Origin of the sequence: Rhizobium leguminosarum bv. viciae USDA 2370, assembly GCF_002008365.1 — a bacterium.
GTDB classification, from domain to species: Bacteria; Pseudomonadota; Alphaproteobacteria; order Rhizobiales; family Rhizobiaceae; genus Rhizobium; species Rhizobium leguminosarum.
Window position 1 is genome coordinate 158763 of sequence record NZ_MRDL01000051.1, and the last position, 17060, is coordinate 175822.

Here is a 17060-nt window from a genome sequence, read left to right on the forward strand (position 1 = left end):
GAAGCGAGAAGCCTACATGCGATATGGATTGTCCAACACCCTGGCCGCATTGCTGCTTGCCTCAGCGCAGCTTGCCGCGCCATTGGCGACAGCTGCCGATGCGGTAAAGCCCGAGCCATTGGTTATCCAGGAGCAGGGCAGCTTTGCCGTCGGAGGAACCAGCACGACGGCGCCCGGAACCTTCGATCCGCTGAAACCTCTCGATCCCGCAGGGCAGACCTATCACGGCGATCATGCCTTTACCTTCTATCAGGTGCCGGCAAACCCGCGTCAGTACCCGATCGTGATGTGGCACGGTGCCGGACAATTCTCCAAGACCTGGGAGACGACGCCCGACGGCCGCGAAGGCTTCCAGAACATCTTCCTGCGTCGAGGATTCTCCACCTATCTCGTCGACCAGCCGCGCCGGGGCGGAGCGGGACGGAGCATGGCCGAGACAACAGTGAAGCCGACGCCAGACGAGCAGCTCTGGTTCAACCAGTTCCGTGTCGGCATCTGGCCGAACTATTTCGACGGCGTGCAATTCTCCCGTGATCCGGAAGCGCTGAACCAGTATTTTCGCGCGATGACGCCGAACACCGGGCCGTTCGACATGGACGTCGTGTCGAATGCGGTGGCAAAGCTGTTCGAGAAAATCGGTCCCGGCATTCTTTTCACTCACTCGCAGGGCGGCGGACCGGGCTGGCTAACGGCCATCAAGAACGACAGGGTTAAAGCCATCGTTGCCTTCGAACCCGGCAGCAGCTTTGTATTCCCGGCAGGCGAGGTCCCAGCCGATATGCCGAGCGCCTTCGACACGCTGAAGGGCGTGCCGGTGCCGATGGACGACTTCATCAAGCTGACGAAGATCCCGATTATCATCTACTACGGCGACAACATTCCCGACCAGCCGACGACGATGCCGGCACAGGACAGCTGGCGCGTGCGCCTGGCAATGGCGCGTCTGTGGCGCGACACGGTGAACAGGCATGGCGGCGATGTCACCGTCGTGCACCTTCCCGAAATTGGCATCCGCGGCAACACCCACTTCGCGTTCTCGGACTTGAACAACGTAGAGATCGCCGATCTGGTCACGACGTTCCTCCGCGAGAAGAAGCTCGACTGATCCCGGAAATCATGAGGTGAAGACCATGAAACAACTGTTGGGAAACCTGATGCTGTCGGCAGGCATGATGCTGGCCGTTCTGCCGGGCGTCGTCAGTGCTCAGACACCGGCAGAAGGGGACGACAAGTCCCGGCGCTCACGCGCCCAGCAGCTGATGGGCGCGACCGCGCCGAAGCTGGCTGAACTGACCGACGACGTCCTCTATGGCGACATATGGGAGCGCCCGCAACTGGCGAAGCGGGATCGCAGCCTGGTCACTGTTGCCGCGCTGATCGCTATGAACCGGCCCGATCAGCTCAGATCCCATCTTGCCATGGCCCGCCAGAACGGTGTGACCGAGGACGAGCTGATCGAGACGATCACCCACCTTGCCTTCTACGCCGGCTGGCCGAATGCGGTCTCGGCCATTGCCGTCGCGAAAGACGTGTTCGGACGTGAATGAGACGAGGGGCCTTCCGCTTTTGCCGAAGCCGGTCGCCCGAATCTTCCGCACAAAACCAGGAAAAGACATCCATGCGTCATCTCATCAAGCGCATTTCCATCCTCTTTGCCATGGCCGGCGTTGCGGTTCTGGTCGGGTGGAAGGTCGACGCCGAGCCGAACCGGACGACGCTGCCGGAATTGGCTGGCCTCGTTCATTACACGACCGTCAGGCGCGGCAACGTGACTGAGCACATCATGACGACGAACGAAGCGATCCAGGCGGTGAAGAACGGGCAGCCTGCTCCAGACGGTACGCACTTCGTGCTGGTCGATTACCGCGATGGGGAAGTCTATCGCACCTTCGTCATGGAAAAGGGTTCCGGCTGGGGCGGCGATTATGACGCAGACCGTCGCACTGGCGACTGGCAGTTCCAATGGTTCAAGCCGGACGGCAGCGTCAACATGGCCGAGAACACGGCGCGGTGTCAGTCCTGTCATTCGTCCAGGGCCGACGAAGACTTCCTCTACACTCTCGACGCTCTCAAGGAATTTGACGGAGCCGTCATTGACTAGGCCGGATCGAACCCCTGGCGAGGGCGTCGCATCGTGAGTCCTTTTTTCGTGATCCGCCTCGTGCTCGACTTCACCGCGGCCGGACTACTTTTTGTCGCGCTCGCCTACTGGTGGCTCGACAACACCACGCATGAATTGATCGGCACGGGTATGTTCATTCTTCTCCTATCGCACAACGTCTTCAACAGACGATGGTGGGCGAGGCTTCCGAAGGCGGCGCGCGGCAGGCCGAGTTTTCTGACAATCGCTTCGAATATTTCGATCGCCTTGGCGATATCAGCATTGCTGGTGACCAGCGTGCTGATTTCCCGCACGGTATTTGCTTTCCTTCCCTTGAGCGGCGGGCCGACGGCACGCGAAATTCACATCCTCGCGGCCTATTGGGCATTCATCCTCGCTGCCGTCCATCTTGGCCTTCACTGGTCGATGATCATGGCCGTAGCGGGCCGGCTGTTGCGGGTCGGGCCGCCGGACGCGATCAGGACTGCATCCCTTCGTGCAGTTGCAGGCGGAATAGCGGCGTTAGGCATCCACAGCCTGTTCGTCATGGGAATCGGAAACCGGCTCATTGCCCGGCCATCGATCGATTTCTGGGACTTCCAGGAGTCCACGATCGGGTTCTTCCTGCATCACATCGCGATCCTGGCAGCGTGTGCGTGCGCTGCGCATTATGCGGCCGTCTGGCTTCGATGGGCGGGTGGGGTGCGCAGGGTCACGGACGCCGGCGAGTGATGTGTGCGACGGCTTTGTGGGGATGGAGTTTGCGGCTACCCTTCGCATGGGCTCAGGGCGTTCGACCTGGCAATCGATTCACTGGATCGATTGCCCCGCGCTTCGCGGGACCACGTCTCACCCTAGACCATCATAGAGACGGAAGATGAAGCTTATCTGGTAGATCAGGTTGGCGATGACGAAGGTGGCGTGGAAGCGGCGGTTGGGAGTCCAGGCGGCGATGGTGCAGAGGATGATGTAGACAATGTTGCGCGCGGGATATTCCCAGCCGAGAGAGAGGATGCGTTCATGACCTTTGATCGCCGTATCGAGAATATCGACGGCGTAGGTCAGGCCGAGGATGCCGAAGAACCATTTGCGCCGGGAAATGAAATATTCTTCGTAGCCGCCATATTCGTCGAGCGAGGCAGGAAAGAGCAGGGCGCAGAGCAGGAAGAACAGGCTGCAGAAGCAGATCAGGAAGAGATAGATGCCGAAGCCGATGGCCGGCACGGCCTGCAAGCGATATTCCCACCACCAGATATGGATGATGAACAGGAACATCGACAGCGCCCAGCCGAGATGGATGGGGTAGACCTTGGCCTTGGCTGGATGCTGGACGATGCCGGCAACGCCGGTCAGCACCCTGGCGAGCGAAAGGCTGATGACCATGCCCATCACCACCTTGATGTGAAGGAAGACCTCCGGCGAACTGACCGTTTCCATGTTGTCGATCCCCGGCCTGTCACTCCTCGGGGACTTGCTTGGGCTTGCCCTCTTCGTCGAGCGCCACCATGATGAAGGTGCCGGCCGTCACTTTTTCCATTTTGGCATAACGGGCGCGGTTCGCCCAGGCTTCGACGCAGAGCGTGATCGAGGTGCGGCCGACGCGCTCGATATCGGTATAGACCGACAGCGTATCGCCGATCTTGACCGGCAGCTCGAAAGCCATCTCCTTGACGGCGGCAGTGACGACACGGCCCCTGGCGCGCTCAGTGGCGCGGATGCCGGAGGCAAGGTCCATCTGCGCCATGACCCAGCCGCCGAAGATATCGCCAGCCGGATTGGCATCACCGGGCATCGCAAGTGTGCGCAGCGTCAGTTCGCCTCTCGGCTTGGCGGCATCGGTCATCAAGTTTTCTCCATCTGGGTGCGGCGTCGGGCCGGCGATTCACTGGAGAGTACCCTAGTGCAAAGGCCGTGGGCTGTAAAAGACAGCAATGCCGGGTGCTAGAGGCAGCCGGCGGGAAAAATGTTGCCGCCTTTGCCGATCGAAATTTCATTCGATTTCAAATGGTTGAATTTTACGGCTGTCACCTGACGTTACGTTATTTAATGGCCTTCTAATTAAGCTTTACGCTCCAGTAATTCCGGCAATTCAGAATGCGATCGATCTCAAATACAAGAATCGCCGGGAACCTCATGCGCAACGTCAAGATTTCCACCCGTCTCTACTGCCTCGTCGGATTCACGCTTGCCGTGCTTGCGGCGACGATGGTCTTCTTTCTGAACTATTCCTATTCCGAGCTGGAAGCGGAGCGGAAGGCGGGGCTGGCGCAAATGGATGCGACGGCGCTCGGCATCTTCGACAAATATTACAAGATGGAACAGGCGGGCACGATGACCCGCGAACAGGCGCAGGCGGCCGCCAAGGACGTGATCGGCGCGATGCGCTACGGCGCCGACGGTTATTTCTGGATCAACGACATGCGTCCCACCATGGTGATGCACCCGATCAAGCCGCAGCTGAACGGCACCGATATCTCCCAGATGAAGGATCCGACGGGCAAGTTCCTGTTCGTTGAGTTCGTCAACAAGGTGAAGAAGGACGGCAAGGGCTTCGTCGATTATCTTTGGCCGAAGCCGGGCGCCGACCAGCCAGTGCTGAAGTATTCCTATGTCGCCGGTTTCGAGCCCTGGGGCTGGATCGTCGGCACCGGTGTCTATGCGGATGATCTTGCCGCGCTCTATCGCCAGAACGCGATGTGGGCCGCAGTGCTCTGCCTGCTTGGCGCCGCCGCCACGATCGCGATCGCCTATGCCATCGTGCGCAGCGTCACGGCGCCGATCGCCCGGCTGAAGGCAGCGATGAACGCGATTGCCGCCGAAGAAGCATCGGTGGAGATCGCCGGCAGTGACCGTCGCGATGAGATCGGCCAGATGGCCAAGGTGCTGCTGGTGCTGCGCGACTCCGTCGATGAGCGTAGCGCGCTGCGCGGGCGGGAAGACGATAGGCAGCGGCAGATCGAGGAAGAGCGTCGCGGCAACGAGGCAAGTCTGCGTTCGGCGTCCGAGCGGCAAACTCTAGCGATGCAGGCGCTCGGCGTCGGCCTGGAGAAGCTTGCGGGCGGTGACCTGACGGTTGCGATCGGCGATATCGGCGAGGATTACGCCAAGCTGAGGGGCGATTTCAACGCCGCTGTCGATGCACTGAACGGCGTGATCCATGCGATCGCCGAATCGAGCCATGTCGTCAACGAAAGCGCTTCCGACATCAGCGAGGCGACCGGCAACCTGTCGAAGCGCACGGAGCAGCAGGCGGCCGCACTCGAAGAGACGGCGGCAGCGCTCGACGAGATCACCGCGACGGTCAAGACGGCATCCGAACGGGCGAACGAGGCGCGCGAGATGGTGGCCGAGACCAAGGCAAGTGCCGGAAAATCCGGCGAGATCGTCCGCAATGCGGTGACCGCGATGGGCCGGATCGAGGATTCCTCCAACCGCATTGGTCAGATCATCTCGGTCATCGACGAGATCGCCTTCCAGACGAATCTTCTGGCGCTGAATGCGGGCGTCGAGGCCGCACGTGCCGGCGAAGCGGGCCGCGGCTTTGCGGTCGTTGCGCAAGAGGTGCGCGAACTCGCCCAGCGTTCCGCCAATGCGGCCAAGGAGATTAAGGAACTGATCAGCCGATCGGCGACGGAAGTCGAGGGCGGGGTGGCGCTGGTGCGCTCGACGGGCGAAGCGCTGCTGGAAATCGAGGCGCTGGTCAATCAGGTCAACGACCACGTCGCCTCGATCGCCACGGCGGCACGCGAGCAGTCGACCGGGCTGAACGAGATCAACGGTTCCGTCAACCACATGGACCAGATGACCCAGCAGAATGCTGCAATGGTCGAAGAGACGACGGCGGCAAGCCGTACACTCGCCGACGAGAGCACCCAGCTGAAGACGCTGCTTGCGAATTTCCGCCTGCGCGGGGAGCAGTCAGCAGGGACCCGATACACACGGGCAGCGTGAGGAAGCGGAGAGATCAAAGGTCGGGAAACCGGCCTTTTTCAATTCCGTCGCGTTCAGATTGTGCCGGTAAGTTTTCATTCACCGTTTTTAATTAAAATTAGAGTGAGTTTTTTCGGTCACTGCCCAGCCAGCCTGCGGAAGCGATAAGAGTATGGCGTTTGTTTCCTTTCCTCGGCGAACCCTTTTGCCCGTTATCCTTTCGGCGGCGCTGACCACCTGTTCGATCAGCGACGGACTGGTGCCGCCGGCCAATGTCGACAACGGCACCAGGGTCAGCTCGATCTCGCCCGCGCGGGCGCCAGCGGCGCGCATGGCGCCCTCGGTCCGAATGGCACCTGTGGAAAGTCAGGCCTCCTATCCGATTTCCAGCGCGCCCGTTGGCAATAGCCAGGGCTCCGTCGATTACCTTGACACGCCGAACCTTGCCGGTACCGGCCACGCTGCACGAGCCGCTCCGCCGCAAACCGCACCGGGGCGCAAGCTGCCGATGATCGACAGTGACGAGGCGCTGGCGCAGCAGAACCAGAACTGGGGCGGCACGCAGGATCTTGCGATCCCATCCGGCGGCGTCAACATGGATGATGAGCTCGGGGCCGAGCCGGTCGTCGGGCTGGCGCAGGAACAACAGCAGCAGATCGCCGAGGGCAATGCCACCGAGCCTGTTGTCGACGGCATCGGCACCGACAATCCGACGCAGCTCAACCAGCCTATGCGCCAGCCCGCGCAGCAACCAATGCCGCAGCCGGCTGCGCAGACGCAGATGAGCCGGGCGCCCGCCTGGAACGATGGCAGCCCGGTGGTGGCGCCGACCCGTGTTCCCGAAGAGGACGAGAGCGAAGAGGTCGCGATGCTGCGGCCGAACAATCCGATGATGAGCGAGCCGGCGGCACCCGTCGATCCCAGCGTCATGCCATCCTCCGAGCTTGCCTGCCGGCGCGAGTTGAAGCGCATGGGCGTGCTCTTCGACGACAAGCCGCCGATTTCGAACGGTCCGGCCTGCCAGGTGCCTTATCCGGTGTCGCTGAAGGGGCTTTCCGGCAATATCGGCGTCCGCCCGGCTGTAACGCTGAACTGCCAGGTGACGCTCGCCTTCGCCAAATGGGTCAAGAACGAACTGGCGCCGTCCGCCCGCTACCGTTACTGGTCCGGCATCAAGACGATCCAGCCGCTCGGCGGCTATTCCTGCCGGCGCATGAACAACAGCCGGCAGAAATACAATCCGATGTCGGAACACGCCCGCGGCAACGCCATCGACGTCGGCAAGTTCGTGCTGAAGAACGGCCACGAGATCGACGTGCGCAAGAAGGGCCTGTTCTCGCTGCGCGAGGGGCGGCTGCTGAAGGCGGTGCGCAGCGACAGCTGCCGCTATTTCAACACCGTGCTGGGGCCTGGCAGCAACCCGGAGCACTGGAACCACTTCCACTTCGATCTTCGCTCCCGCAAAAGCGGCAAGGCCTATTGCGACTGATGCATGTCCTCCTGAACCATGCGGCGGATGCTGATGTTGCGGCCGCAATTGGGCCGGCTGGCAGAAAACGGTTCATCCCCGCCGCAGGGCACGCTATAGATCGGCCAGGCGGATTGCCGTTTCGAGAGTTTGATCCATGAGCTATGATTTCCACGTCGGCCAGAAGGTCGTCTGCATCAACGATACCTTCAAGCATGTCAGCATCGACCAGCTCATCCGCAAAGGCGAGATCTATACGATCCGCTGGGTGGGCGAATATACCCATTATATCGACGGCACCTTCATCGGGGTGAAGCTTGCGGAAATCAATCGCGGCAATGACGACGGGCCGGAGGGTTATGGTGCTGCCGACATGCCCTATCGCGCGACGCGCTTCCGGCCGTTGGTGAAGGACAAGATCGGATCGCTGCGCAAACTTCTGGCCCCGACGCCCGATGCGCCGGTGGAACCGAAGGAAAAAATCAGGAAGAAAGAGAAGGTCTGAGCGCCGCTCGGCGACATCGGCATTTTCCCGACTTTATGCGCGCGACATCAACGCCGTGATGACGCGATTGTACCTTCAGGGTGCCTGTGCAACAGTCCGCGTCGGACATGTTGAGGAGGGGCCGTGAGACCGATTTCGAGAATTCTGGCGCTTTGCGCCGCCATCGCCATCATGATCTCGGCAGCGGGGGCGGCGTCAGCCGATCCGCTGGTTTTCAACTATCATGGATGGCAGGTCGATCTCACCAACGCCAAGGGCGCGGAGCCCGACCGGGAGATGGTCGCGGCCGTCAAGCGGCAGCTCGACATTGTCGAGCATGTCGATCTTAAACCCGATGTTCTCACCTTCATGCGCACGATCAGGATCTGGGCCAACCCAGCCGCCGCAAAAGCCGGGCCCGGCCATTACAGCAGCAAGACCGGCATCGACCTGCGCGTCAAAAGTCTTGCGCCCGACAAGCCGATCATCCTGCATGAACTTCTGCATGCCTATCACGACCGGATGCTTCCGGGCGGATTCGACAATCCCGATGTCAAGCAATTCTTCGATATCGGCCGGCGGGTCTGGCCGGGCGATTCCTACATGATGAGCAATGGTCACGAGTTCTTCGCGGTCACGGCCAGCGTCTACCTGTTCGGTGACATCGATCGGCCGCCTTATTCGCGCAGCCAGCTGCGAGAGCAGCAGCCGCGATACTACCAGTGGCTCGCCACGCTGTTCGACGACGGCCGGCCGCGCTCGTAACGTCGCAGCAGATGCAGTGATCGGATCAGGCCGTCTTCCTGCTCAAGAACAGCGCAGTTTCCTTGCGGACCTCAAGCACGCCGTTGCACTGCCTGAACGCATCGGCAATGGCTTGACGGAACTTGGTGAGCTGCAGTTCGCCGGCGCCATCGCCGGGTGGATAGGAGGTGAGCGCCAGGAATACATCCTCGGGCTCAGTGATCCGCAGGCTTGCCGGATGCTGCGACATGCTCACGTTTCCAAATTGCGACCGCATCAATCGTTCGGCAGCGTCATATCCGAAGGCTTCGGCAGCCGGATCGGATGGGGCACTGCCGAATATGGTCGTTAGCTCGTAGATCTCGCGCATATTGCCGGCGCCGTTGGTTGTGACCGCGAGTAAGCCGCCTGGTTTCAGCACTCTTGACATGTCCGCGATGCCGGCGGCCGGGTTGGGCAGGTGATAGACCATATGCATCGCGACCACGGCATCGAACACGCCATCTTCGAAGGGGAGTGCGGCTGCGTCGGCTTGGCAACCCCGGACGGAGCCGAATGGCAGGGCGCTGCAACGCGCCACCGCCTCGTCGACCATGCCTTGTGAAAGGTCGGCGAGCGTCAGGTCAAGATTCTCCGGCAGCAGACCTGCCGTTGTTGCCCAGAACCAGGCCGGCCCGCAGCCGACGTCGAGGACACGAGCGCCTGGCTTCAGGGACAACCGCGCCGCAACCCATGGAAACCAGGCCGTCTCGGCGATGGTGTATTGGCTGTGCAGCCGAGCCCGCGCGGCGAGCTTCCGGCTGTCCCCATACTGTCCCGCATTGTCTGCTGTTATGGAGGACATGTCATCTCTCCGGGCTTTTCATGGACGCCACCTCGCGCTTGCCGGCAGAACCTATAGAGGGCTCTGTTCCCGGGCAAGACGTGACTTTGCTCAGCGGATAGGTCTGCTCGCGCAGCTGCCGTCGAGGATTGCCTTGATGTGATGAGTTTGTCGGAGAAACAAATCGTATCCGATTAAATCGGAATGTTGTTGACATCGGTTTTGGTGCGGCGTATTAGAGCGCATCCGATTTAATCGGATGCGTAATAAATCCAAACCGAAAGGATATCACCATGACCGAGAAGCTTCTCTTTACCGGCAAAACCCACATCTCCGGCGGCCGCAACGGCTCTGCACGCAGCAGCGACGGCACGATCGACATCAAGCTGCCGCAACCTCATCCAGCTGCCGAAAACCTGTTCGGCATCGCCTGGTCGGCCTGCTATATCGGCGCCATCGAGTTCGCCGCCTCGCAGCGGAAGATCACGCTGCCGGCCGGTCCCGAGGTCGATGCGGAGATCGATCTTAACGTCGATAACGGTTCCTTCTTCCTCAGGGCGCGCCTCAATGTCAGCCTGCTCGGCATCGATCGCGACGTCGCGCAGGAGCTGATCGAGGCAGCCCATGGCATCTGCCCTTATTCCAAGGCGACACACGGCAATATCGACGTCGAGACCAAGCTTGTCTGAGCGCGGAAGGGTAGACCTCACCGCCAGAGGATTTGATGCGGAGGGCCTGCCGATCGCCGGCAGACCCCTTCCTGAGGTAGCAGGCACCGGAAATCTTGCCGATCTGGAGAATACGCCATGATCAATAGCCACGCCCAACCGCACCAGGCCTATGACGAGTTTTCGCTCGTGCTCGATCCTGATGTCTATGAGCCGTTGCCCGATGACTGGCTGATCGGCATCACCGACGTCGTCAGCTCGACCGCGGCGATCCGGTCGGGGCGCTATGAAGACGTCAACTATGCCGGCGCATCTGTTATCGCGGCGCTCGGCAATGCCTGGGGTTCGTTCGATTTCCCCTTCGTGTTTCGTGGGGATGGGGCGGCATTCGCCTTGCCGCCGCACGGCATCATGGCCGCGACCTCGGCGTTGCGGCAGGTCGCGAGCTTTGCAAGAAGCGATCTCGATCTTACCCTTCGGATCGGGCTGCTGACCGTGCGTGAAATCCGCAATAGTGGGCGCGACGTCAGAATTGCCCGCTATGCGGCTTCGGAAAACGCGACCTATGCGATGTTTGCAGGGGGAGGGCTCAAATGGGCGGAGCAGCAGATCAAGAGCGGCCGGTATCTGGTCAAGCCGGGCCGCTACGCGACGAAGCCTGATCTGGCTGGCCTCAGCTGTGACTGGACCCCGTTCCCAAGCCAACGTGGCGAGATCCTGTCGCTGCTGGTCGAGCCAAGTGACCATATCGGTCCCGAGGTCTTTGCGGCGCTGGCGAAACGTGTGCTTGCGGTTTTCGATGCCGCGCCGCGCCAGTCTCATCCGCTTCCCGGCGGTGTTCCTTTGTCAGGAGAAAGTGGGAAGCAGGTCGATGCGAAAGGCTGGTCGGAGGTCGCCGCCAATTCGGATTTCCGCAAGTTCGACGACGGTTTGCGCCTGACGCTGGACTGCACGCCGCAACAGATCGACAGGGTCGAAGCGATCCTCGTTCCGGCAAGGGCGCGCGGCGAGATCAACTTCGGACTGCACCGCCAGTCGCATGCGCTGATGACTTGTCTCGTGCCATCGGACAGGCCGGATTCGCACCTGCATTTTCTCGACGGAATGGGCGGCGGTTATGCGAGGGCGGCCGAGATGATGGAGGCTGGTGCGCTTGACGACGTCCAGCATCATGCGCGCTGAAGGCCCGTTCAGCCGGCGGGACGTCGTGACCGCCAAGCGACCTAAGCGGGCGTGCCTGGTTCCCGCATGGCCAGGTTTGCCAGCATCTCAGTGAGCTGAGGCAACGCCAATTCGGCTTCTTTTTCTATCGCGGCGGCGGTGAACCATCTGAGCTCGGTGTGTTCATCACCGATAAGTCGCGGCCGGCCGTGCCATTTATCGACGTGATAGACATGGAACGTGACGGATGCTTCGGGCGGGCCTTCCGATCCGAACCGTCCTGCAAACTGCCAGAGCTCCGGCGTCACGCCTATTTCTTCCATCAATTCCCGGCACATTGCCGTCTCGGCGTCTTCACCCTCTTCGATATGGCCGCCCGGGAGGCTCCAGCGATCCGGGTGCACCTTGCGCTCCGAACTGCGCCTGGCCAGAAGAACGGTTCCGTTCTGGCTCAAGACGCCCATCGCGATGTCGGGCATGCATTCTCCTCTCCTCATCAATCTCGCGCCGATGCTGCCCACAGCCACGGCTCTTTGCAATGACCAGTCGTCCATCGAGACAGTCGAGGTACAGCCTGACAGGGTAAGTTGACCCCTGTATTGCCCGGGCGCATAGTCCCCGGACAGACGCGAATGACCTGCTGCTGCGAACGAGGTCGGTCAGTCGATCTTCGTCCGTTTCCGAACAGATCAAACGGAGAGGAGAGCGTCATGCCACCCACATCCCTATCAACGCCCACGCGGCGCGAGCTGCTTGCGGCCACGGCCGCCGCCGGGGCCATCGGCATGCTTGGCGGGACGCGCAGCGCTGAGGCAAACGGCGACGGGCTTAGCCCCTTCAGCGTCAATTTCCCCGAGGATCAGCTTGACGATCTGCGCCGGCGCGTCGCGGCCACCCGTTGGCCTGACAAGGAGACTGTTGCGGACGAATCCCAGGGCGTGCAGCTCGCAACGATCCAGAAACTCGCGAAACATTGGGCGACGGATTACGACTGGCGTAAGATGGAGGCGCGGCTCAATGCTTTGCCGCAATTCATCACCGAGATCGACGGGCTGGATATCCACTTCATTCACGTGCGCTCCCAGCATAAAAATGCGCTGCCGTTGATCGTCACACATGGATGGCCTGGCTCGATCATCGAGCAGCTGAAGATCATCGAACCGCTCACGGATCCCACGGCGCATGGCGGGAGCGAAGAGGACGCATTTGACGTGGTGATCCCGTCTTTGCCGGGCTACGGCTTTTCCGGGAAACCGACGGGGTCGGGGAACTGGAACCCGCCGCGCATCGCGCACGCCTGGGTGACGCTGATGCAACGTCTCGGCTACACGAAGTTCGTGGCGCAGGGTGGCGACTGGGGCAACGCGGTCACCGAATTGATGGCGGTGCAGGAGCCGCCGGGATTGCTCGGCATCCACACGAACATGGCGGCCACGGTTCCGGCTGACATCGCCAAGGCTCTTGCCGCCGGCGGCATGCCGCCAGCCGACCTGTCGCCGGACGAAAGGCGCGCCTTCGATCAGCTCGACGATTTCTACAAGAATGGGCTGGGCTATGCCATCGAGATGAACAACCGGCCGCAGACGCTCTACGGCATCGTCGACTCGCCGATCGGGCTTGCGTCGTGGATGCTCGATCACGACATCCGCAGTTACCGGCTAATCGCCCGCGTTTTCGACGGAGAGCCCGAGGGGCTGACCAAGGACGATATCCTCGACAACGTCACGCTCTACTGGCTGACGAACACCGCAATCTCCTCGGCACGCCTCTATTGGGACAACGCGCACCATCCGTCGGGCGGGTTCTTCGACCCCAGGGGCATCAAGATCCCGGTGGCGGTCAGTGCTTTTCCCGATGAGATCTACCAGGCGCCGCAGAGCTGGGCGGAGAAGGCCTATCCGAAGCTCATCCACTACAACCGGCTGCCGAAGGGCGGTCACTTCGCCGCCTGGGAACAGCCGATGGCTTTCACTGCCGAGCTTAGGACGGCGTTCCGGCCGCTGCGGCAGTAGACCCGGCCCGGATCAGGCGACTGATGCCGCGATCACGATTTCCCCGGTTCGCCCTGCGTTGACCGCAGCAGGTTGTCGCGTAGCGTCGTCACCGATTTCTGCACGACGGGAAAGTCGTCGCCGAGGCCGATGGCGCCAAGCAGCGCGTTGCCGGGATCGGTTTCAACCAGTTGGCGTCCTGCCGGCGTCAGGCTGACCCGCACCTGCCGTTCATCGGCGGGATCGCGGTGACGGGTGATAAAACCATTCGACTCCAGCTTCTTGAGGATGGGAGTCAGGGTGTTGGATTCGAGGAACATCTTTTCCCCCAACACGCCGACGGTCTGGTCGTCCTCTTCGGAGAGGGCCACCATAGCGATATATTGGGTGTAGGTCAGGCCAAGCTCGTCCAGGATTGGCTTATAGGCGCGGCCGAAGGCGAGATTTGCCGAATAGACCGCGAAGCACAGGAAATTCGAAAGTTTCCGGCCGTCCTTGCCCGCCGGCGGGGAGGCGGGCGCGGGCATATCCGGCCCCTTAGCTGCTTTAGATGTCGGCATCGGTCCATCCTGTCCGGGCTTTCTAACGATGAGACCTATATAAGTCGTATCCGATTAAATCGCAATGGTGTCGAAGTCGGTTTTCGATCCTGCCGTGGTGACCCGACAAAGATCAGCGGAAACTCCTGGGAGGCTTCCCATACTTCTTGCGAAAAGCGGTCGCGAAATGGGCGGAGTCGGAGAATCCGATTTCAAAGGCGATCGCCGTCATGGGCAGTGGGCTATTTTCGACCAGAAAACGGCCATAGCGCAATCTCGTCTCGACGATAAAGCGCTTCGGGGTCATGCCGATATTGTCCTGGAAGAGACGCGCGAACTGGCGTGGCGACAGGCCGACCATAAAGGCCACCTGTTCCGGTGAGACGTCGCGGCCTTTCCGACTCTCGATGAGAACGACGGCTCGCTGTATGCGCGAATCTTCTGTGCGGCGAAATGTTGTGGCGCGGCCGTGATCGAAGACGCTCATGTGCTTCTGCTCCGTGAGCGAAAGCTGGTGCACCGCCTTAGCCGCCCGATCCGGTCCGCAATGCGTGCGGATGAGTTCAGTCATCAGCGACAGGATCGATACGCCGCCAGGCACGGTAATGCGACCGTTTTCGATCAGGAAATCATCGCGCGTGGAGAAGGCTAGACGCGGAAAGGCAATCCGGAAATCCTCCGCATGAAACGGATGAACGCACGCCTTGCGTCCGGCAAGCAGTCCTTCCTGCGCCAAGACGAAGGCGCCCGTGCAAACACCAATTACCGGGACACCTGCCGATGCCGCCACCCTGAGATAGTCGCGATGCTTGCTGGGTGCAGCGCGCAGATGTGGCAGCAGGCCACCGATAACCACGACGTAGTCGAAGTCGGTCGGGTTGGTGTAGGGCGCATCGGCATGAACCCGGATGCCGCAGCTGGCGACCGCTGCATGGCCCGGAGCCCCCATGATCGACCAGCGACAATGTAATGGACGGGAATTGTCGGCGAAGTCCGCCGCATGCCTGAGAGGCTCGACGATACCCGTCAGCGACATCATCGGGAAGGTCGGCCAGAGGAGAATGCCGACGGAGAGATCGGCCTTTCGGTCGCGTGCGACCAGAAGCCGCTCGGCCCAAAGATCGTCGAGCCAGCGCACATAGTCTGGCTCGCCGGCGGATGCTTCAGGAGGTTGCTCGGATGTGATCATGGCGCAGCCATGTCCTTTTTTCAAAGAAAATGTCTGATTTATAAAATTCAGGCGCGGTCTTCAGTGTCAAGTTTCTTCTCGTCGAACGCGACATCCGGGGAGCAGAAACCACCGGACCGGGGAACCAACAAATCAAGGATCACAGAACAATGGCACTTTCTCTTTCGAGAAGGATGGTGACGTGCGCTCTGCTGGCAGGCAGCTTCATGTCCCTTTCATCTATCGCCAATGCTTTCGAACTTGCCGAGCAGGGCAAGCTGACGGTTGCCTTCACCGGCGACATGCCCGGCTCCGGCTGGCAGGACGGGAAGCTGATAGGCTACGACGGTGAAATCATGCAGCGCATTGCCGACAAGCTCGGCCTCAAGATTGAGCCGGCGCTCATGGAATGGTCGGGTACGATCGCCTCCGTTCAGTCAGGCCGCGTCGACGTCATGCTCGGCACCATGGGCTGGACCGAAAAGCGTACGAAGATCATGAGTTTGTCTGAGCCGATCCACTACTTCAAAAATGGCATCATGCAATCGACGAAGACGAGTTGGGACAAGCTTTCCGATTTGGAAGGCAAGAAGATCGGCACGATCACCGGCTTTTCGTTCATTCCGGAATTGAAGAGCATCAAAGATCTTCAGCTCTCGCTCTACGACACGTCCGACGCGGCCGTGCGCGATCTTATTGCCGGGCGCATCGACGCGGTCATCGGCGATCCGCCGGTGGTCTCCTATGCCATCAAGCAGAACCCTGATTGGAATATGCACTTCCTTGCCTTCACCGATAACAGCCCGGACTTCCCGCTGCTGACCGGTCTCGGCCAGGTGGTCTATGGCCTCAATCAGAAGAACGACGATCTGCGCCAGAAGATGGACGCCATCATCGCTGATATGTGGAAGACTTGCGAGATGAAGGAAATCGGCGCCCGCTACGGATTGTCGTCGGATGTCTGGTTCAAGCCGGTGGGCCAAAACTTCCGAGCCGGCGTCGATCGCCCGGCAGATTACAAGCTGCCGTCTTGCGCAGCTGGCGGCTGAACGGCCGTGCGGACGGAATCTACACGGCAGCTTTCGTCCACCCTCTTCGCCTACTGCATAATTCCTTAAATCGGAATCGATTTCAGGAGAAAATTATCCAGCAATTCAAAGTGCTACAGCGTCCTTGGCGCGTCTGAAAAGACGCGCGGCGCTGTAGATATAATCGCATAAGGAAACGGCGATGAATGCGCTTCTCAGCGTTGCAGGCCTGCGCAAGAGCTATGGTCCTATCGAAGTTCTCAAAGGCATTGATTTCGATGTCGCGCCAGGTGAGAAGATTGCCCTGATCGGTCCATCCGGCTCTGGGAAATCCACCTGTCTGCGCTGCATGAATTTTCTGGAAAAGCCCAGTGCCGGCGAGATCCGCCTCGATGGCGAGCGCATCGGTGCGCGCAACGGCCATGTCATGAGCGACCGGCAACTTGCACCGCAACGCGCCGAGATGGGCATGGTCTTCCAGCTCTTCAATCTCTGGCCGCATCTGTCGGTGACGGAAAACGTGGCGATCGCGGCGCGCAAGGTGCGCGGCCTGCCTGCTGCCGAGGCCCGCGAACTGGCGTTGGAGATGTTGGCCAAAGTCCATATGACGCACCGCGCCGACGCCTCACCGCTCGAACTGTCCGGTGGCCAGCAGCAACGTGTCGCTATCGCGCGGGCGCTTGCCCAGAAGCCAAAGCTCATGCTGTTCGACGAGCCGACATCCGCACTCGATCCCGAACTGGTCCAGGAGGTTCTGAAAGTGATGGAGGAGCTGGCAGCCGAAGGGCGCACGATGCTGATCGTCACGCACGAGATTGCGTTTGCGCGCGACATTGCCGATCGCGTCCTGTTTCTTGACGGCGGCACCATCGTCGAAGCCGGGCCGGCGCGCCAGGTCATAACCGCTCCCCGCGAAGCGCGAACGCAAGCGTTTCTCAACAAGATCCGGCACTAG

The 17060-nt window shown here is 60.9% G+C and carries 19 protein-coding genes; 13 read left to right on the top strand and 6 right to left on the bottom strand.

Translation table 11 applies throughout. From position 1 onward, the window contains the following. The first annotated feature begins 16 nt into the window (after positions 1-16). The 4 genes from BS629_RS27540 to BS629_RS27555 all read left to right on the top strand — a co-directional run bounded on the left by BS629_RS27540 (position 17) and on the right by BS629_RS27555 (position 2833). Positions 17-1105, top strand: a complete 1089-nt coding sequence (locus tag BS629_RS27540) for an alpha/beta hydrolase (RefSeq protein ID WP_018242486.1) — start codon at positions 17-19, stop codon at positions 1103-1105. A 25-nt stretch (positions 1106-1130) separates the two neighbouring features. Continuing rightward, the gene (locus BS629_RS27545; RefSeq protein ID WP_026188430.1) at positions 1131-1547 is read left to right on the top strand and encodes a carboxymuconolactone decarboxylase family protein; all 417 of its coding nucleotides are present in this window, start codon (positions 1131-1133) and stop codon (positions 1545-1547) included. Between the two features lie 71 nt (positions 1548-1618). Beyond that, a complete protein-coding gene (locus tag BS629_RS27550) occupies positions 1619-2101 on the top strand; it encodes a cytochrome P460 family protein (RefSeq protein WP_018242484.1) in 483 nt (160 codons plus the stop codon). Positions 2102-2134: 33 nt separating this feature from the next. Next, positions 2135-2833, top strand: a complete 699-nt coding sequence (locus tag BS629_RS27555) for a DUF4405 domain-containing protein (RefSeq protein WP_018242483.1) — start codon at positions 2135-2137, stop codon at positions 2831-2833. Between the two features lie 117 nt (positions 2834-2950). Here the strand turns inward: BS629_RS27555 and BS629_RS27560 are convergent, their stop codons facing one another. Next, positions 2951-3538: a hypothetical protein gene (locus BS629_RS27560; RefSeq protein WP_018242482.1), complete on the bottom strand. Its 588-nt coding sequence runs from the start codon at positions 3536-3538 to the stop codon at positions 2951-2953. Between the two features lie 19 nt (positions 3539-3557). Then, the gene (locus BS629_RS27565) at positions 3558-3944 is read right to left on the bottom strand and encodes an acyl-CoA thioesterase (protein WP_003560314.1); all 387 of its coding nucleotides are present in this window, start codon (positions 3942-3944) and stop codon (positions 3558-3560) included. Between the two features lie 290 nt (positions 3945-4234). Between BS629_RS27565 and BS629_RS27570 the strand changes: the two genes are divergently transcribed. The 4 genes from BS629_RS27570 to BS629_RS27585 all read left to right on the top strand — a co-directional run bounded on the left by BS629_RS27570 (position 4235) and on the right by BS629_RS27585 (position 8748). After that, complete coding sequence (locus BS629_RS27570) at positions 4235-6052, top strand: methyl-accepting chemotaxis protein (RefSeq protein ID WP_026188429.1); 1818 nt, start codon at positions 4235-4237, stop codon at positions 6050-6052. Between the two features lie 151 nt (positions 6053-6203). After that, on the top strand, positions 6204-7520 hold the full coding sequence (locus tag BS629_RS27575; RefSeq protein ID WP_018242480.1) for an extensin-like domain-containing protein: 1317 nt from the start codon (positions 6204-6206) through the stop codon (positions 7518-7520). A gap of 136 nt (positions 7521-7656) precedes the next feature. Further along, entirely contained in the window at positions 7657-8004 is a 348-nt protein-coding gene (locus BS629_RS27580; protein WP_003560309.1) for a CAP-Gly domain-containing protein, read from the top strand. Positions 8005-8127: 123 nt separating this feature from the next. Then, entirely contained in the window at positions 8128-8748 is a 621-nt protein-coding gene (locus tag BS629_RS27585; RefSeq protein ID WP_018242479.1) for a hypothetical protein, read from the top strand. A gap of 25 nt (positions 8749-8773) precedes the next feature. Here the strand turns inward: BS629_RS27585 and BS629_RS27590 are convergent, their stop codons facing one another. Beyond that, complete coding sequence (locus tag BS629_RS27590; protein ID WP_018242478.1) at positions 8774-9571, bottom strand: class I SAM-dependent methyltransferase; 798 nt, start codon at positions 9569-9571, stop codon at positions 8774-8776. Positions 9572-9843: 272 nt separating this feature from the next. Between BS629_RS27590 and BS629_RS27595 the strand changes: the two genes are divergently transcribed. Together BS629_RS27595 and BS629_RS27600 are read left to right on the top strand one after the other, a co-directional pair. Continuing rightward, positions 9844-10239 carry an Ohr family peroxiredoxin gene (locus tag BS629_RS27595; RefSeq protein WP_018242477.1) on the top strand — a complete coding sequence of 132 codons (396 nt, stop codon included), beginning with the start codon at positions 9844-9846 and terminating at the stop codon, positions 10237-10239. A gap of 117 nt (positions 10240-10356) precedes the next feature. Then, on the top strand, positions 10357-11400 hold the full coding sequence (locus BS629_RS27600) for a DUF3095 family protein (RefSeq protein ID WP_018242476.1): 1044 nt from the start codon (positions 10357-10359) through the stop codon (positions 11398-11400). A gap of 41 nt (positions 11401-11441) precedes the next feature. Here the strand turns inward: BS629_RS27600 and BS629_RS27605 are convergent, their stop codons facing one another. Further along, on the bottom strand, positions 11442-11858 hold the full coding sequence (locus tag BS629_RS27605) for an NUDIX hydrolase (protein WP_018242475.1): 417 nt from the start codon (positions 11856-11858) through the stop codon (positions 11442-11444). A 231-nt stretch (positions 11859-12089) separates the two neighbouring features. On the opposite strand from BS629_RS27605, the gene BS629_RS27610 reads away from it, so the two are divergent. Then, the gene (locus tag BS629_RS27610; protein WP_018242474.1) at positions 12090-13391 is read left to right on the top strand and encodes an epoxide hydrolase; all 1302 of its coding nucleotides are present in this window, start codon (positions 12090-12092) and stop codon (positions 13389-13391) included. A gap of 32 nt (positions 13392-13423) precedes the next feature. On the opposite strand, the gene BS629_RS27615 is transcribed toward BS629_RS27610, so the two are convergent. After that, positions 13424-13897 (bottom strand): MarR family winged helix-turn-helix transcriptional regulator, encoded by a 474-nt coding sequence (locus BS629_RS27615; protein WP_018242473.1) that lies wholly within the window; start codon positions 13895-13897, stop codon positions 13424-13426. A gap of 145 nt (positions 13898-14042) precedes the next feature. Continuing rightward, the gene (locus BS629_RS27620) at positions 14043-15098 is read right to left on the bottom strand and encodes a GlxA family transcriptional regulator (protein ID WP_018242472.1); all 1056 of its coding nucleotides are present in this window, start codon (positions 15096-15098) and stop codon (positions 14043-14045) included. A gap of 149 nt (positions 15099-15247) precedes the next feature. Here BS629_RS27620 and BS629_RS27625 point away from each other — a divergent pair, with 149 nt between their 5' ends. Next, a complete protein-coding gene (locus BS629_RS27625; RefSeq protein ID WP_018242471.1) occupies positions 15248-16126 on the top strand; it encodes an ABC transporter substrate-binding protein in 879 nt (292 codons plus the stop codon). Positions 16127-16307: 181 nt separating this feature from the next. After that, entirely contained in the window at positions 16308-17060 is a 753-nt protein-coding gene (locus BS629_RS27630; RefSeq protein WP_018242470.1) for an amino acid ABC transporter ATP-binding protein, read from the top strand.

Excerpts from the sequence above, each read along its gene's own strand:
- BS629_RS27565 (WP_003560314.1), bottom strand. The coding sequence starts at position 3,944 with ATGACCGATGCCGCCAAGCCGAGAGGCGAACTGACGCTGCGCACACTT.
- BS629_RS27620 (WP_018242472.1), bottom strand. The coding sequence starts at position 15,098 with ATGATCACATCCGAGCAACCTCCTGAAGCATCCGCCGGCGAGCCAGAC.
- BS629_RS27610 (WP_018242474.1), top strand. The coding sequence starts at position 12,090 with ATGCCACCCACATCCCTATCAACGCCCACGCGGCGCGAGCTGCTTGCG.
- BS629_RS27625 (WP_018242471.1), top strand. The coding sequence starts at position 15,248 with ATGGCACTTTCTCTTTCGAGAAGGATGGTGACGTGCGCTCTGCTGGCA.
- BS629_RS27550 (WP_018242484.1), top strand. The coding sequence starts at position 1,619 with ATGCGTCATCTCATCAAGCGCATTTCCATCCTCTTTGCCATGGCCGGC.
- BS629_RS27540 (WP_018242486.1), top strand. The coding sequence starts at position 17 with ATGCGATATGGATTGTCCAACACCCTGGCCGCATTGCTGCTTGCCTCA.
- BS629_RS27580 (WP_003560309.1), top strand. The coding sequence starts at position 7,657 with ATGAGCTATGATTTCCACGTCGGCCAGAAGGTCGTCTGCATCAACGAT.
- BS629_RS27600 (WP_018242476.1), top strand. The coding sequence starts at position 10,357 with ATGATCAATAGCCACGCCCAACCGCACCAGGCCTATGACGAGTTTTCG.
- BS629_RS27570 (WP_026188429.1), top strand. The coding sequence starts at position 4,235 with ATGCGCAACGTCAAGATTTCCACCCGTCTCTACTGCCTCGTCGGATTC.
- BS629_RS27545 (WP_026188430.1), top strand. The coding sequence starts at position 1,131 with ATGAAACAACTGTTGGGAAACCTGATGCTGTCGGCAGGCATGATGCTG.
- BS629_RS27630 (WP_018242470.1), top strand. The coding sequence starts at position 16,308 with ATGAATGCGCTTCTCAGCGTTGCAGGCCTGCGCAAGAGCTATGGTCCT.
- BS629_RS27595 (WP_018242477.1), top strand. The coding sequence starts at position 9,844 with ATGACCGAGAAGCTTCTCTTTACCGGCAAAACCCACATCTCCGGCGGC.
- BS629_RS27575 (WP_018242480.1), top strand. The coding sequence starts at position 6,204 with ATGGCGTTTGTTTCCTTTCCTCGGCGAACCCTTTTGCCCGTTATCCTT.
- BS629_RS27605 (WP_018242475.1), bottom strand. The coding sequence starts at position 11,858 with ATGCCCGACATCGCGATGGGCGTCTTGAGCCAGAACGGAACCGTTCTT.
- BS629_RS27615 (WP_018242473.1), bottom strand. The coding sequence starts at position 13,897 with ATGCCCGCGCCCGCCTCCCCGCCGGCGGGCAAGGACGGCCGGAAACTT.
- BS629_RS27590 (WP_018242478.1), bottom strand. The coding sequence starts at position 9,571 with ATGTCCTCCATAACAGCAGACAATGCGGGACAGTATGGGGACAGCCGG.
- BS629_RS27560 (WP_018242482.1), bottom strand. The coding sequence starts at position 3,538 with ATGGAAACGGTCAGTTCGCCGGAGGTCTTCCTTCACATCAAGGTGGTG.